The following is a 14,724-nucleotide window of genomic DNA, read 5'->3' on the forward strand; positions in this document are numbered from 1 at the left end:
GTCAGTCCGCCGTTTCGTTTCCGCCGCCGAACGTGACCGGAATGGCGAGCCGGAATGGCAGTTCGGGCGAAGCGATGCGCGATTCCGCTCCGTTCTCATGGATCAGCACGACGCGCCCCACGCCGGGTGTCGCCACCACAGCGGTGACGCTATCGACCCATTCATGCAGAAGCGTCCGTGCCCGGGCCAAGGCCGCAGCTTCCCGCGTCATCGTGCCTGAGGCTTCCAGTTCGGCCTCAAGGTCGAGGATGCGCGTCGTCGCTTCGTCGATGCGGTCAGCGCTCTTTTCGGTCATCGCGGGTCTCCTTGCCTTTGGGCACTTGGAGACCCGGAGCCTGCCCCGCAAGAGCGATCCCGCCTAGATCGCCCGCGCGGTTACATCGAGGCCGTCAGCCGGATCAGAGTGGGTTGTCCAGCTCGATAATCGCCTCGTCGCTGGTGCGTTGCGTCGTCTTCAGCTGGCGGGCGGCCTTGAAGCTGGCGAGCACCGGGGCATCGCGCTCGTAGATGTCGTTGAAAGCCTTGAGCGTGCCGTCGATCGAACGGGCGAAGGTGAAGTACGTGAGATAGACCGGGAACGTCCGCGTCATCTCAACCTTCTTGTACTTGCCGGCGCGCGAAAGCTCCGCCGCTTCGGCGGCCGGCATCTGGGCGCCGAGAATCGCCATGGTCATGCCCAGCTCCACCGCACGCTCGGTGCGAATGCAGCCGTGACTGAACGCACGAACTTCCGCGTCGAAGTACGACTTGGCTGGCGTGTCATGCAGGTAGATCGCATGCGGATTGGGCATGTCGATCTTCATCAGCCCCAGCGCGTTGTTCGGCCCCGGCTGTTGCACCACCGTAATCACGCCGTCGGCGTTCTTGTAGCCCTTGTAGCCGTTGTTCGCGGCCCAGCGGGGATTGTTGAGAACCTTGGCCCCCAGCCCTTCGCCCTTCACGATGGACTGCGGGACCGTCCAGGTGGGATTGAAGACCACTGCGCTGACGGTTTCCGCCAGCTGGGGCGTTGCGGTGCGGCCAGGCTTGCCCACCACCGTCTTGTAGGTGCGCAGGATCTTGTCCTTCACCACCAGACGCAGCTGGAATTCCGGCACGTTGGTCATGAGGTAGACGGTACCCAGGTCACGAGCGAGCCACCGCCAGCGATCCATGTTCGCCTGGATCAGCGCACGGCGCTCCTTCTGAGCGGCGGGTGTCGCGTTCAGCGCGTCCTTGAGAGCGGCGTAGTCCGGGTTTGTCGGCGCGAGCCGGGCGACGACACCAGAGACGTCATGCTCCGACAGGGCCTGTGCCATCACCTGCTGGGTAGGCATGGTGTCCTGGTCCGGATCGACGGCAAACCACTGGACGCGCGCGGTCATGGGGGTGCGCCCGTCGCGCAGATCCTCGATCAGCCAACCGAAGACGCGGCTCGCCAGGGCGTCCAGTTCATCGCTTTCACCGCGTGCGATCGCGGCCTTGAGAGCGGCGGGCTGGTAGTCCGCCGGAACAAGGCCTTCCTTGCCGATGTACTCGATCGTCTTGAGCAGGGCCTGCGCATCCGAAAGGGTCCAGGGCATCACCGGCTCTGCCAGCGTGACCTCCTGGACGACAGGTCCAGAGCCGGCTGGGGCCGGCAGGCCGGGAGCGGGCGCGTTGACGGTACCGCCCGTTCCGGTACGCCCGGTGCCCTGCGCCGGAGCGGTCGCCGGAGCCGTCGGCACGGACTTGGGCGCCGCTGTCGCGGCAGGCTGCGGGGTCGCGGCGGCGGCCGGAAGCAGATCCTCGGGCAACTGGTTCCTGCCCTTCTGCGCCTGTGCGGCCTGCGCACTCAATGCGAGCAACGCCAACGTCGATGCGACGCCGGAACCAAACCGCTTGAAACTCACCATATTGCCTTGAAACCTGCCCGACTGGAGACCCTGGGAGCCTGATGGAAGAAGAAAGCGCGCCTGCAACGAAAGTTGCCATGCGGGCCGTTCCCGATGTGCCCCTATACGCCTCTTTCTTCAACCATGCGACCTGTCGCTGCGATGAATTGCTTGCGCACAACCTTGCGTCGGGCGACAGGCGAGGCATGGTCGCTTTCCAGCCCCGCCCCGCTGCGCCGCTTGCGCCCGTGCTGGCCGTCGTGGCGGGGATTGCCGCGTTCAGCGTCATGGACGCGGCGATGAAGGCCGCGTCCCTGATGGTCGGCGTGGGAACGGCACTGCTCGTGCGCAACGTCATGGCCACCTTGCTGACCCTGCCGCTCTGGCTGGCGAAGGGGCGTCCGGTGCCCACCCGCAAGGTCGCGCTGCTGCACGTCCAGCGCTCCTGCGTGACCGCTGCGATGGCGGCTCTCTTCTTCCACGGCCTCGTTCGCATTCCGATGGCGGAAGGCATGGCTATTTCCTTCTTCGCCCCGATCATCGCGCTCTGGTTCGCCGCGCTTCTGCTCGGCGAGACCATCCGGCCCAACGCCGTCCTTGCCGCCCTGCTGGGACTTGCCGGAATGATCGTCATCGCTGCGGATCGACTCGGAGCAGGCGAATATGGCCCCGATGCGGTGGAGGGCACGATCGCCATCGTGCTGTCGGCCGTGCTCTACGCGCTCAACCTTGTCATGCAGCGCAAGCAGGCCATGCTGGCGGGGCCGGTGGAGATTGCCCTGTTCCAGAACATGAACGTGGCGCTGCTGCTGCTGGCCTTCTCCCCCTTCTACTGGACCATGCCCGATGCCACGAGCCTTGCCTGGGCGGGGCTGGGCGCGGTGCTCGCGACGACGGCTCTTCTTTTCCTTTCATGGGGCTATGCTCGGGCCGAAGCGCAGGTTCTGGTCCCTGTGGAATATACAGGCTTTCTGTGGGCTGCGCTGATGGGCTGGCTTATCTTCGGCGAACAGCTCGGGATGGGCGTGCTGGCCGGAGCGGGCCTTATCGTCCTCGGTTGCCTGATCGGCACGCGCGGGACACAAAAGGACACCTTGGGGTAACCGCTCTACCCCTTGACGTTGGTCCCCCAAGCGCGCATCGGCGGCGTGACGAATCCGCCTGTCGCACTGCAACACGGTAAAGGAGCGCCGCGAGGCAGCCCGCGAGAGGCATCACACAAGGGGATAAAGCCCACTATGACTCAGGTCGGACAGGACTCGCTCGGCACCCGCAGCACCATGACCGTCGGCGGCAAGGACGTCGCCTACTACTCCCTCAAGAAGGCTTCCGAGAAGCTGGGCGACATTTCCCGCCTGCCGTTCTCGATGAAGGTCCTGCTGGAGAACCTGCTGCGCTTCGAGGACGGCGGCTTCACGGTATCGACCGATCACATCCGCGCGATCGTCGACTGGCAGAAGAACCCCGCTACCGGCGCTGAAATCCAGTACCGCCCGGCGCGCGTTCTCCTGCAGGACTTCACGGGCGTGCCCTGCGTGGTCGATCTTGCCGCGATGCGCGATGCGATCGCAAAGCTGGGTGGCGATACCAGCAAGATCAATCCGCTGGTTCCCGTGAACCTCGTCATCGACCACTCGGTCATGGTTGACGAGTTCGGCCACCCCAAGGCCTTCGAAGAGAACGTCGAGATCGAGTACCAGCGCAACATGGAGCGCTACGACTTCCTCAAGTGGGGTTCCAAGTCGCTCGACAACTTCTACGCCGTTCCCCCGGGCACCGGCATCTGTCACCAGGTCAACCTCGAGAACATCGCCAAGGCCGTGTGGTCGAGCGAGGACCAGAACGGCCAGCTCGTTGCCTACCCCGACACCTGCGTCGGCACCGACAGCCACACCACCATGGTCAACGGTCTGGGCGTACTGGGCTGGGGCGTGGGCGGCATCGAAGCTGAAGCCGCGATGCTCGGTCAGCCGGTCTCCATGCTCATCCCCGAAGTCGTCGGTTTCAAGTTCACCGGCGAGCTGAAGGAAGGCGTCACCGCCACCGACCTCGTGCTCACCTGCACCGCGATGCTGCGCAAGCATGGCGTTGTCGGCCGTTTCGTCGAATACTTCGGCCCCGGCCTCGCCTCGCTCTCGCTGGCGGACCGCGCGACGCTGGCCAACATGGCGCCCGAATATGGCGCGACCTGCGGCTTCTTCGGCATCGACGACAAGACCATCGATTATCTGCGCCTCACCGGCCGCGAGGAAGAGCAGATCGCCCTCGTCGAAGCCTATGCCAAGGAGCAGGGCTTCTGGATGGAGCCGGGCGCTGCCGACCCGATCTTCTCCTCGACCCTCGAACTCGACCTCTCCACCGTGGTGCCCTCGCTTGCCGGTCCGAAGCGCCCGCAGGACTGGGTTTCGCTGCCGGAAGTCGATGATGTGTTCAACGCCGACATGGCCGCGACCTACAAGAAGACCCCGGCCCGCGTGCCGGTCGAAGGCAAGGACTTCGACATCGGTGACGGCGACGTCATGATCGCGGCCATCACCAGCTGCACCAACACCTCCAACCCGAGCGTGCTGGTCGCCGCCGGCCTCGTCGCCAAGAAGGCCGACGAACTCGGCCTCAAGCCCAAGCCCTGGGTCAAGACCTCGCTCGCCCCCGGTTCGCAGGTCGTCACCGATTACCTCGAGAAGGCTGGCCTCCAGTCGCACCTCGACAACATCGGCTTCAACCTGGTCGGCTATGGCTGCACCACCTGCATCGGCAACTCCGGCCCGCTGGCCGAGCCGATCAGCAAGGCGATCAACGAGAACGGCATCGTCGCCAGTGCGGTGATCTCGGGCAACCGCAACTTCGAAGGCCGCGTGTCCCCGGACGTGCGCGCGAACTTCCTGGCCTCGCCGCCGCTGGTCGTTGCCTACGCCCTCAAGGGCACCGTGGTGGAGGACTTCATCAACACCCCGATCGGCACCGCCACCAAGGGTGACAAGGAAGGACAGCCGGTGTTCCTGAAGGACATCTGGCCCACCAACCTCGAAGTCGCCGACACCATGACCGCCGCGGTCGACCGCCAGATGTTCCAGGCCCGCTATGCCGACGTCTACAAGGGCGACAAGCACTGGCAGGCGATCAACGTCGTGGGTTCGGAAACCTACTCGTGGCGCGCCGGTTCGACCTACGTTGCAAACCCGCCCTACTTCGAAGGCATGGAGATGACCCCGGCTCCGGTGACCGACATCATCGAAGCCAAGCCGCTCCTGATCCTGGGCGACTCGATCACCACCGACCACATCTCGCCGGCTGGCTCGATCAAGGCGGACAGCCCGGCAGGCCAGTGGCTGATGGAACATCAGGTCGCCAAGCAGGACTTCAACTCCTACGGTTCGCGCCGTGGTCACCACGAAGTCATGATGCGCGGCACCTTCGCCAACATCCGCATCCGCAACGAGATGGTTCCGGGCATCGAGGGCGGCATGAGCCGCTATGGTGAGGAAGTCGGCGCGGTCTACGACGTTGCCCAGAAGCACAAGGCCGACGGCACGCCGATGGTCGTCGTGGCGGGCAAGGAATACGGCACCGGCTCTTCGCGTGACTGGGCTGCCAAGGGCACCAACCTGCTCGGCGTACGCGCCGTGATCGTCGAGAGCTTCGAGCGTATTCACCGCTCGAACCTGGTCGGCATGGGCGTGCTGCCGCTTCAGTTCAAGGACGGCGAGACCCGCCACACCCTGGCCCTGAACGGCGACTGCAGCTTCACGATCAAGGGTGTAGCCGATCTCAAGCCGCGTCAGGACGTAGAGGTGGAAGTGACCCGTCCGGATGGCACGACGTTCACCTTCACCGCACTGTGCCGCATCGATACCGCCAACGAAGTGGAATACTTCAACAACGGCGGCATCCTGCAATACGTGCTGCGCAAGCTGGCGGCCTGATAGGTCCATCTGGCTGAAAAGCAGAAAAAACCCCGTCCGGTGCGAACCGGGCGGGGTTTTTCGTTAGTCGCCGCTGTGCTTCACGCGGTGCCGTCCTGCGTCCGCCCCTCGGTCAAGACCCAGGCGCGCAGGCGCTCCTTCAAACCGGCCGGCATCGCTTCTGGTAGATCCTCCAGCGCGAAGAACCGGGCCTGAACGATCTCCCGCCCGTCCGCCTGCGGCGCTCCGGCGGCACGACCCAAGACGACCCGGACCATGTTTCGGCTTCCGTGGAAGTCCTCTGCCCGCACCGCAAGGAGCCGGGCCTGCGAAAGGAGGCAGCCGGTTTCCTCACGCAGTTCGCGCGCTGCGGCTTCAACCGGATCCTCGTCCGGCTCGATCCCGCCACCCGGAGGCATCCATCCGGAAGCCCGGTAGGAATGGCGAACCAGCAGGAGCCGGTCCTTTTCGTCCAGGGCGATCACTCGCACCCCGTGGACCTGAATCCTGAACAGGCGCCAGATCGGGACGCGCACCCGGTGCGCTATGCGATAGAGCGCCCGGTGCAGTGGCGCGGGCAGGAATGTCAGCAAAAGCAGGTCACGGGCGCGCGCGATGCGGCAAGGAACCGGGCGATCGGCAGGTCATGCGCGCCGGCGATGGCGCCGTCCAACACGGCCCGCTTGTCGGCCCCGCGGATGACAAAGACAATTTCGTCGCTGTCGAGAAGCGCCGGCATCGTCAGGCTCAGACGGTCGAAAGGCGCTTCCGGCGGCAGCGGATCGGGCCTCAACCGGCGAACGGGCTGGGCATCATCGGGCTGCGGATCCGTATTCGGGAAGAGCGATGCAATGTGCCCGTCGGCACCCATGCCGAGCCAGGCCAGCGCGAAATGCGGAGGCCGGGCCCCCTCTTCCAGCGGCACCACCGTCGCCCCCGCGGGTTCCAACCGCGCCCGGATCTTGCCGACGTTGCTGGCGGGATGGTCTTCCGCGACGATGCGGTCGTCGCCGGGCCAGACCGCGATGCGCCCCCAGGGAAGAGCGCTGCCAGCCAGGATGTCGAAGATGGGAAAAGGCGTACTGCCGCCCGGGACCGTCACGGCAATGGTCGACGCATGCGACAGCGCCCGTTCAAGGCGTTCCGTCAGCCATGCGGCAATGGCGCTGTCGTCAGCGCCTTCGATGATCTTGATGGTGGACATGGGGGACATCTAGCATCCCCCATCTTCCATCGGAAGTTGTCAGGCGATGATCTCGCGCAGGAACCACGCGCGCTGCTCGGCCTGGTCGGTCCAGTCGTCGATGATGCCGTCCGTTGCGTTATCGCCGGCTTCACCCGCCAGTTCCTTCGTTGCCTTGAGCGTTGCGACGTAGGCGGTGTTGTCATCGAACAGCTGCTTCACCATACCCTTCGCGTCGAGGTTGGTGTCGTCGCTATCGTCGATGGAGGTCTTCGCCGCGATCGAACCGATCGATGTCAGCGTCCTTCCGCCAAGCTTTCGCACGCGTTCCGCGATAAGGTCGGTGAGGCCAAAGATTTCAGTCGCCTGTGCGTCGAACAGGAGATGCAGGTCATGGAACTGCGGCCCCTTAACGTGCCAGTGGTAGTTCTTGGTCTTCACGTAGAGCGCAAAGGTATCCGCCAGCAGCCCGTTCAGGCTGTCGATCAGGGCGGCCTTCGAGTTGTCCTTGGAAGTCATGTTTGCTCCTCTCGCTACGGCGATTTGATGCGTTGTGAACAGAAGTATGCGCTGACAACGCACATGGAAAGGCTGAGTTTGATTGCAAAAAGCGATCAGACGAGCGCAAATTCCTGCAGGAACAGGGCCACCGTCGCAACGAGCAGCAGGGCACCGGCCAATCGCCGGACCTGCGGCACGACGGGCGAACTCAACAATTCCGGGCGGCGCCACGCGAAGAGCATCAGGACGAAGCCCGCAAGAGCACCGGCCGCCCCAGCCGCCCAGGGTCCGGCCATTCCCACGCCCATGCCGAAGACGAGGAAGCGCGCTGCGTCCATTGCCTGCCGGGCAAGCAGCACCAGCATCAGCGCGCCGAGCGAATTGGTGGGTTCGCGCGGACTGTTCCGCGGCGCGAGCACCAGCGATTCCAAGCCCGCTATCCCCAACGCCAGCGCGGCGAAGAGAGTCCGCGCGGGCGGCGGAAGCTGCGCCAGCATGATCGTGGCAAGGTAGGCGGCGGCGGCGGCAGTGACGACGGTGATGACCATCGCCACAACCAGCACGGCGGGCCTTCGGCCCTGCCGCAGAGATAGCCCGGCGACCGTGAGCTGGTCCCGTGCACCGAAGCCCGCAAGCAGGGTCGCCACGAAGGTCAGATAGAAAGCGGACATCAGATCCCCGTCATGCCCGCCTCACAAAGGACCGCCGGCCCCTCAGCCGCCCTTCTGGCAGGCGATGATCGCCGTGATGACGTTAGTCGTATCCTCGGGATCGCGGACACAGACGGTGTCGAGCCCCATCGCCTTGGCCGGATAGTCGTTGCCGCCCGGGAAGATGGCGTCGCCGATGAAGAGCATGTCGGCTTCGGCTACACCGCTGTGCTCGGCGAGACGTTTGAGCCCCCAGGCCTTGTCGACGCCCGGCTGGGTCACGTCCACCGATGTGGCCCCACCCAGATTGATGGAGACGCCCGGCAGGCGCTTCACCAGATCGGCCTGTATCACCTTGCGCTTCGCAAAATCCGGGTCCCAGGCTTCCTTGGCGTGCAGCGGCGCCTGCTGCCCCAGAGCGGAGAAGGTGATCTGGCTGCCGCGATCCTCGATCCGCTCTCCCCAGGTTTCCTCCGGCGTGAAGCCGGTTGCCGTCAGCGAGGCGTCGAACGCATCGAAGATCTCCTTCTTCTGTTCGTCAGTGAAAAGCTCGGCGTAGATGGCGTTCCACGTGCCATCCTGATGGCGGTAGAGCTTCGCGCCGCTGGTGGGCAGCATCCAAAGGCGGGAGAGGTCGGCATGGGCGGGGAGACGGCTCGCCACCTGCTTGTCGAACTGCGGCCAGTCGCCGCCGGAAATGACGGCCACCTGCGCGACGGTGAGAAGTTGCGCCAGCAGTTCCGCCATCTCGTCGGTCAGCGGCTGCTTGCTCAGTGCCAGGGTGCCATCAAGGTCGAATGCTACAATCTTCTTCATTCCAGATCCTTCAACAGCGTTCTTGCCGGTCTGATATCCGAAAACGCCAAATTGTCACCGTCTTCGAGAGCGGGAAACGGATGCACCAACGTCTCAGAACGTCGCAAGGTGGAAAATGGCTTTTCGCGTCAGCCGCTGCAATGCAGCAGGAAAAGCCGCGGTTCAAACAGGCGAAATCCATAGTGGAACACTCCGCCGCCCTATCGGTTGACGAGGGTGCAATCGCGGCGCAGCATGCGTCCGGACCTTTTGGCTGCCTCTTTTCCCGAGGCATAAACCTGGTGCAAGGCGGAATATAGATGACCTCTTCGAGCGACGGCCCGTCACCGGCGGCGCATCGAGTGTCCGGTGACAGTGCAGGCCGTGCACTTGAGATGCCTTCGCCGCTTTCGCTTGCCGGGACCGCGCTCTTCCTGGATTTCGACGGCACCCTCGTGGAAATTGCCGAGCACCCGGACGATGTGCGCGTCTCCCCACGCCTGCGTGAGCTGGTAGAAGAGCTTTCACGGGCGCTCGACAATCGGCTCGCGATCGTGACGGGTCGCTCGATAGCCGCGCTGGAGAGTCTCCTTGGCCCGGTGGAGGTGGCCCTTGCAGGATCGCACGGCGGTGAATTCCGGCCCGGCGGCGGGCAGCCGACGGAGCCGCTCGCCTCACCGCTGCCCGGCGCGGTCGTGGGGGCGCTTCAGGCTTTTAGCGAAAGGCACGGCGGCTTGCTGGTCGAGCCCAAGCCGTTCAGCGCAGCCGTGCATTATCGCCACCATCCAGAGGCAAGGGACGCGCTGCTGCTGCACGCACAGGAGCTTGCCGCCACGTTCGACCTCGAGGTCAAGCACGGCAAGCAGGTGGTGGAAGTGACGATGCCAGGTTCCGACAAGGGCAGTGCCGTCGCCCGGTTCATGCAGCTTCCCCATTTTCGCGAGGCGCGTCCCACCTTCCTCGGCGACGACGTGACAGACGAGGACGCTTTCCACGTCGCCCGCGATCTGGGGGGACGCGGCATTCTCGTGGGCGCGCCGCGCCCCACCGCCGCCAGCTTTCGTCTCGATAGCGTGACTGCCGTTCACGCCTGGCTCGAAACGGGGCTTCACGCTGCTGCTTTCAAGGGAGAACCGCCCAGATGACACCGCTCTCACCGACATCCCTCGAACTCTGGCCGATCGGCAACTGTCAGGTCAGCGCCCTCATCGATGAGGCCGGAGCGTTCGTGTGGGGCTGCGTGCCCCGGGTGGATGGCGACCCCACCTTCTGCGCGCTTTTGCGCGGGGATGATGGGAAGGATGCCGGCACCTGGCGGTTCGAGCTGGAAAACCAGGTGTCGGTGCACCAGCACTACCTGCGCAACACGCCGATTCTCGTGACGCGCCTGGAAGATGCGACCGGCGGGGCTGTCGAGATCCTTGACTTCGCGCCGCGGTTCGAGCGTTCGGGCCGCATGTATCGCCCGGTCGCCTTCGCCCGCATCGTCCGCCCCGTATCCGGCTCTCCGCGCATCCGCACGATCCTTACCCCGATGAGCGGCTACGGCGCCCGCCTCGCGCCGATGACGCAGGGATCGAACCACATCCGCTATCTGGTCGAACGCAACGCCATGCGCCTGACTACCGACGCCCCCGTCGGGTACGTCCTGGACGAACGCTGGTTCCGACTGGAGAAGGCCCTGCACTTCTTCCTCGGCCCGGACGAGCCGTTCGCCGGCAACGTGGAGCACGATCTGGAGACGATGCTCCAGCGCACAGCGAACTACTGGCGGCTGTGGGTCCGCGGGCTTGCCACGCCGCTCGATTGGCAGGACGCGGTCATCCGCGCCGCCATCACCCTCAAGCTGTGCCAGCACGAAGAGACGGGCGCCATCGTCGCGGCACTCACCACGTCCATTCCCGAAGCGCCCGGAAGCCAGCGGAACTGGGATTACCGCTACTGCTGGATTCGGGACGCCTACTACACGGTCCAGGCCCTGAACCATCTCGGCGCTCTCGACGTTTTGGAGAAGTACCTCCGGTACCTGCGCAACATCGTCGCCGATGCGCCCGACGGGGTCATCCAGCCGCTCTACGCCGTCAGCGGGGCGAAGGAAATCATCGAGTGGGAGGCTGCGGACCTCCCGGGATACCGCAACACCGGTCCGGTGCGCATCGGCAACGCCGCCTACTATCAGGTACAGAACGACTGCTACGGCCAGATCGTCCTGCCCTCCATCCAGGGCTTCGTGGATCAGCGGCTGCTGCGCATCGCCAACGAGGACGATTTCCGCAGCCTCGAGCAGGTCGGCGAGATGGCGTGGAAGACTCACAACATGCCCGACGCCGGCCTGTGGGAACTGCGCACGCGCACGGCCGTCCACACGTATTCGAGCGTCATGAGCTGGGCTGCCTGCGACCGGCTGGCCAACGCTGCCCACTACCTCGGCCTTGACGACCGCGCGACGTTCTGGCGCCAGCGAGCCGATGCGGTGCGCCGCAACATCGATGCGGGTGCCTGGCACGAGGTCGAGGGGCACGAGGCCGGCGGTCATTACGCTGCGAGCTTTGGCGGCTCCCAGCTCGACGCAAGCCTCCTGCAGATGGTCGAACTGCGCTACCTTGCGCCCGAGGACCCGAAGTTCAAGGCCACCCTGAAGGCAGTTCAGAAGGCTCTTCGCCGGGGCGAACACATGCTGCGCTACGACAGCGAGGATGATTTCGGGCTTCCCGAGACCGCCTTCAACATCTGCACCTTCTGGCTGATCGAAGCCCTGCATCGCAGCGGGGAGGATGAGGAAGCGCGTCGCATCTTCGAGGCCATGCTCGGCCACCGCACCCGCTCCGGCCTGCTCTCCGAGGACATGGATTTCGAAACTGGGGAACTGTGGGGGAACTTTCCCCAGACCTATTCGCTAGTGGGTATCATCAACTGCGCCGGGCAGCTGTCCCGGTCCTGGCGGGACTGGCGCTGAAAAAGCGGCGGTCGTTCCGCCTTTTGCGCGTCGCCCTGCCGGGCCCGCCGCGCACATCAAACGTTCTCGGGAGCGAGGGGAATACACGCCATGGGCCGCCTGATCGTCATTTCCAACCGGGTCAGCGTACCCAGCGCCGCAGGCGCCGCGGGCGCACAGGGCGGGTTGGCCGTAGCGCTCAATTCCGCGCTGCGCGAACATGGCGGCATCTGGTTCGGCTGGTCGGGGCAGGAAACGGCCGAATTTACCGGCCACCTCGACATGCAGCGCAACGAGGACATAACGACCGCCACGATCGACCTCGAGCCTCAGGACATCGACGAATACTACAACGGCTACGCCAACCGCACGCTGTGGCCGCTGTTCCACTACCGCATCGATCTCACCGAATACGACCGCAACTTCAGCGAGGGTTACGAGCGGGTCAACGAGCGCTTCGCCCATTCCGTCTTCCCGCTGATCGAAGCCGACGACCTTGTATGGGTCCACGACTATCACCTGCTGCCGCTCGGATCGATCCTGCGCGGGAAAGGCGTGAAAAACCGCATCGGGCTGTTCCTGCATACGCCTTGGCCGCCCACGCGTCTGCTGGCGTCCCTGCCGTTCCACGAGCGGCTGGTCGCCTCCATGCTGGAATACGACGTCATCGGCTTCCAGACGACGGAGTGGCTGGAGAGCTTCCTGCATTACGTGCAGAAGGAGATGGGCCTTGCGGTAAATCTCGACAATTCGATCGACTACAAAGGCCGGCGGGTGATCGCGCGCGCCTTTCCCATCGGCATCGATTTTGCCGAGTTCACGCAGGCCGCCGCCGGTGAGGAAGCGCAGGAAGCCTGCCAGCGCCTCAAGGCCAGCGTGCGTGGCCGCAAGATCCTCATCGGTGTCGATCGCCTTGACTACTCGAAGGGGCTCGGCGAACGCTTCGAAAGCTTCAGCCGCTTCCTGGCCGATCATCCGGACATGGCCGGTCGGGCCGTGCTCCTCCAGATTGCGCCCCCCAGCCGTGGGGACGTCGCCAGCTACCAGCAGATCCGCGAGGATCTGGAGCGCAAGACCGGGCACATCAACGGTGCTCACGCCGACTTCGACTTCGTGCCCATCCGCTATGTTAACCGGGGCTATCCACGTTCCCAGCTTGCCGGCTTCTACCGGGCGGCGGAGGTCGGCCTCGTTACCCCGCTGCGCGACGGCATGAACCTGGTCGCGAAGGAATACATCGCGGCGCAGGATCCGGAGAACCCGGGCGTCCTCATCCTCTCGCAGTTCGCCGGGGCGGCAATCCAGCTCAAGGAGGCCCTCCTGGTTAATCCGCATTCGGTAGAACACGTCGCGGAGACCATCAAGCGCGCGCTCGACATGCCGCTGGACGAGCGCAAGCGGCGCCACCAGCGCCTGCTGGCATCGGTGCGGGACGAAGACGTCTTCCACTGGCTTCACCAGTTCGTCGGAGCGCTGGCAAACGACGAGCGCGGACATGACGTCGCACCCGCCAATAACGCCAAGACGCCGGAGGCAGGCACGGGGTCCTGAGCGCGATTCTCCGATGAAGCGATCGCATGCACCGAATTGCCGGTCGCGCCAGCCAGGACAGGGGCAGTCGAACGAAGACAAGCCCCTGATCGCGCCGCGGCCTGCGCAAAGGGATTACATGCAGGACGGCGCGCCGTCAGCGGTTTGACCGGCGCCGGTATTTTGCATATCGCCAGCGCGTCCAAGTCTTTCGGCGCGATCTTGGCCGCGCCTCTTTGCGGATCGGGCAATGCGATGACACGCGACCATACCGTTCTTGTCACCGGCGGTGCCGGCTATATCGGCAGCCATGCCGTTCTTGCCCTTCAGGACGCCGGGTGGCGGGTTGCCGTCATCGACAGTCTGGTAACCGGCTTTCGCTTCGCGGTGCCCGAAGGGGTGCCGTTCTACGAAGGAGACATCGAGGACGCGCCGCTGCTGGCGCGCATCTTCGCCGAACAGGGAATGGGCAACGGCAAGGGCGCGATTATGCATTTCGCGGGCTCGGTGGTCGTCCCGGAATCCGTCGAGAACCCGCTGAAGTACTACCACAACAACACCGCCAAGAGCCGCACCCTCATCGAAGCTGCCGTGACCGCCGGCGTACCGCACTTCATCTTCAGCTCGACGGCGGCGACCTATGGCGTCCCCGAAGTGTCACCCGTGACGGAGGACACGCCGCGTGCGCCGATCAATCCCTACGGGATGTCCAAGCTGATGACGGAGTTCATGCTGGCAGACGTGGCGACTGCCCATCCCCTCAGCTACTGCGCGCTGCGCTATTTCAACGTGGCGGGTGCAGATCCGTACGGGCGGACGGGGCAGTCGACCGTGGGGGCCACGCACCTCATCAAGGTTGCGGTCGAAGCGGCACTGGGCAAGCGCGGCCACGTCAAGGTCTTTGGCACCGACTTCGACACCACCGACGGGACGGGCGTGCGCGACTATATCCACGTCTCGGATCTGGCCGATGCACACGTCCTTGCGCTGGAGGCCCTGATCGCACAGCCCCGCCGGTCCATGACCATGAACTGCGGCTACGGACGTGGCTTCTCAGTCCTGGAGGTGCTCGATGCGGTCGATCGCGTGACCAACCGGAAGATCGACCGCCGCCTTGAAGGACGGCGCGCGGGCGACCCCGCTTCGCTCATTTCCGATAACGCCCGCATCAAGGATACGCTGCCCTGGGTGCCGAAGTACGATGACCTGACGACTATTGTGGAGCATGCTCTCAACTGGGAGCGAAGGCTGGCCGAGGTGCGCGGTCACGCCCCTGCCTGACCGCCTGTCCCTGGCAGAACCGCCGCCGGAGGAAACCCGCACCTGCGCGTCCCATTCGCATGCGCATCCCTTTACCGCTGAAGGATTATCGCCT

The 14,724-nt window shown here is 64.9% G+C and carries 13 protein-coding genes; 6 read left to right on the forward strand and 7 right to left on the reverse strand.

Annotated features, from left to right (window positions below; all coding sequences use genetic code 11):
• Position 1 precedes the first annotated feature (1 nt).
• Positions 2-295, reverse strand: coding sequence for a hypothetical protein (locus C2R25_RS10050; RefSeq protein WP_103729050.1), 294 nt, complete (start codon positions 293-295; stop codon positions 2-4).
• Positions 296-398: 103 nt separating this feature from the next.
• The gene (locus C2R25_RS10055; RefSeq protein ID WP_103729051.1) at positions 399-1,874 is read right to left on the reverse strand and encodes a L,D-transpeptidase family protein; all 1,476 of its coding nucleotides are present in this window, start codon (positions 1,872-1,874) and stop codon (positions 399-401) included.
• A 41-nt stretch (positions 1,875-1,915) separates the two neighbouring features.
• On the opposite strand from C2R25_RS10055, the gene C2R25_RS10060 reads away from it, so the two are divergent.
• Entirely contained in the window at positions 1,916-2,956 is a 1,041-nt protein-coding gene (locus C2R25_RS10060) for a DMT family transporter (protein ID WP_369825704.1), read from the forward strand.
• A gap of 135 nt (positions 2,957-3,091) precedes the next feature.
• Positions 3,092-5,776, forward strand: coding sequence for an aconitate hydratase AcnA (acnA, locus tag C2R25_RS10065; protein WP_103729052.1), 2,685 nt, complete (start codon positions 3,092-3,094; stop codon positions 5,774-5,776).
• A gap of 80 nt (positions 5,777-5,856) precedes the next feature.
• Here acnA and C2R25_RS10070 read toward each other — a convergent pair whose 3' ends face one another.
• The 5 genes from C2R25_RS10070 to C2R25_RS10090 all read right to left on the reverse strand — a co-directional run bounded on the left by C2R25_RS10070 (position 5,857) and on the right by C2R25_RS10090 (position 8,905).
• Complete coding sequence (locus C2R25_RS10070) at positions 5,857-6,348, reverse strand: NUDIX domain-containing protein (protein ID WP_233203903.1); 492 nt, start codon at positions 6,346-6,348, stop codon at positions 5,857-5,859.
• Positions 6,342-6,959 carry a 6-phosphogluconolactonase gene (locus C2R25_RS10075; RefSeq protein WP_103729054.1) on the reverse strand — a complete coding sequence of 206 codons (618 nt, stop codon included), beginning with the start codon at positions 6,957-6,959 and terminating at the stop codon, positions 6,342-6,344. The genes C2R25_RS10070 and C2R25_RS10075 overlap by 7 nt, the downstream gene beginning before the upstream one ends.
• Before the next feature lie 39 nt (positions 6,960-6,998).
• Complete coding sequence (locus C2R25_RS10080) at positions 6,999-7,457, reverse strand: Dps family protein (protein ID WP_103729055.1); 459 nt, start codon at positions 7,455-7,457, stop codon at positions 6,999-7,001.
• 95 nt (positions 7,458-7,552) lie between these two features.
• The gene (locus C2R25_RS10085) at positions 7,553-8,110 is read right to left on the reverse strand and encodes a hypothetical protein (RefSeq protein ID WP_103729056.1); all 558 of its coding nucleotides are present in this window, start codon (positions 8,108-8,110) and stop codon (positions 7,553-7,555) included.
• Between the two features lie 42 nt (positions 8,111-8,152).
• Positions 8,153-8,905: an HAD-IIB family hydrolase gene (locus tag C2R25_RS10090; RefSeq protein ID WP_103729057.1), complete on the reverse strand. Its 753-nt coding sequence runs from the start codon at positions 8,903-8,905 to the stop codon at positions 8,153-8,155.
• Between the two features lie 299 nt (positions 8,906-9,204).
• Here C2R25_RS10090 and otsB point away from each other — a divergent pair, with 299 nt between their 5' ends.
• From otsB to galE, 4 genes are all read left to right on the forward strand, one after another.
• Entirely contained in the window at positions 9,205-10,029 is an 825-nt protein-coding gene (gene otsB, locus C2R25_RS10095) for a trehalose-phosphatase (RefSeq protein ID WP_103729058.1), read from the forward strand.
• Positions 10,026-11,840 (forward strand): glycoside hydrolase family 15 protein, encoded by a 1,815-nt coding sequence (locus C2R25_RS10100; RefSeq protein ID WP_103729059.1) that lies wholly within the window; start codon positions 10,026-10,028, stop codon positions 11,838-11,840. The genes otsB and C2R25_RS10100 overlap by 4 nt, the downstream gene beginning before the upstream one ends.
• A gap of 90 nt (positions 11,841-11,930) precedes the next feature.
• On the forward strand, positions 11,931-13,370 hold the full coding sequence (gene otsA, locus C2R25_RS10105; protein ID WP_103729060.1) for an alpha,alpha-trehalose-phosphate synthase (UDP-forming): 1,440 nt from the start codon (positions 11,931-11,933) through the stop codon (positions 13,368-13,370).
• A 234-nt stretch (positions 13,371-13,604) separates the two neighbouring features.
• Positions 13,605-14,630 carry a UDP-glucose 4-epimerase GalE gene (gene galE, locus C2R25_RS10110; RefSeq protein WP_103729309.1) on the forward strand — a complete coding sequence of 342 codons (1,026 nt, stop codon included), beginning with the start codon at positions 13,605-13,607 and terminating at the stop codon, positions 14,628-14,630.
• Positions 14,631-14,724 lie beyond the last annotated feature (94 nt).

This window comes from Novosphingobium sp. HII-3 (genome assembly GCF_002916655.1).
GTDB classification, from domain to species: domain Bacteria; phylum Pseudomonadota; class Alphaproteobacteria; order Sphingomonadales; family Sphingomonadaceae; genus Novosphingobium; species Novosphingobium panipatense.

Bases quoted from the DNA above. Each gene is read 5' to 3' on its own strand.
- C2R25_RS10090 (WP_103729057.1), bottom strand. From the start codon at position 8,905: ATGAAGAAGATTGTAGCATTCGACCTTGATGGCACCCTGGCACTGAGC.
- otsA (WP_103729060.1), top strand. From the start codon at position 11,931: ATGGGCCGCCTGATCGTCATTTCCAACCGGGTCAGCGTACCCAGCGCC.
- C2R25_RS10085 (WP_103729056.1), bottom strand. From the start codon at position 8,110: ATGTCCGCTTTCTATCTGACCTTCGTGGCGACCCTGCTTGCGGGCTTC.
- C2R25_RS10060 (WP_369825704.1), top strand. From the start codon at position 1,916: ATGGAAGAAGAAAGCGCGCCTGCAACGAAAGTTGCCATGCGGGCCGTT.
- C2R25_RS10080 (WP_103729055.1), bottom strand. From the start codon at position 7,457: ATGACTTCCAAGGACAACTCGAAGGCCGCCCTGATCGACAGCCTGAAC.
- acnA (WP_103729052.1), top strand. From the start codon at position 3,092: ATGACTCAGGTCGGACAGGACTCGCTCGGCACCCGCAGCACCATGACC.
- C2R25_RS10100 (WP_103729059.1), top strand. From the start codon at position 10,026: ATGACACCGCTCTCACCGACATCCCTCGAACTCTGGCCGATCGGCAAC.
- galE (WP_103729309.1), top strand. From the start codon at position 13,605: ATGACACGCGACCATACCGTTCTTGTCACCGGCGGTGCCGGCTATATC.
- C2R25_RS10075 (WP_103729054.1), bottom strand. From the start codon at position 6,959: ATGTCCACCATCAAGATCATCGAAGGCGCTGACGACAGCGCCATTGCC.
- C2R25_RS10055 (WP_103729051.1), bottom strand. From the start codon at position 1,874: ATGGTGAGTTTCAAGCGGTTTGGTTCCGGCGTCGCATCGACGTTGGCG.
- otsB (WP_103729058.1), top strand. From the start codon at position 9,205: ATGACCTCTTCGAGCGACGGCCCGTCACCGGCGGCGCATCGAGTGTCC.
- C2R25_RS10050 (WP_103729050.1), bottom strand. From the start codon at position 295: ATGACCGAAAAGAGCGCTGACCGCATCGACGAAGCGACGACGCGCATC.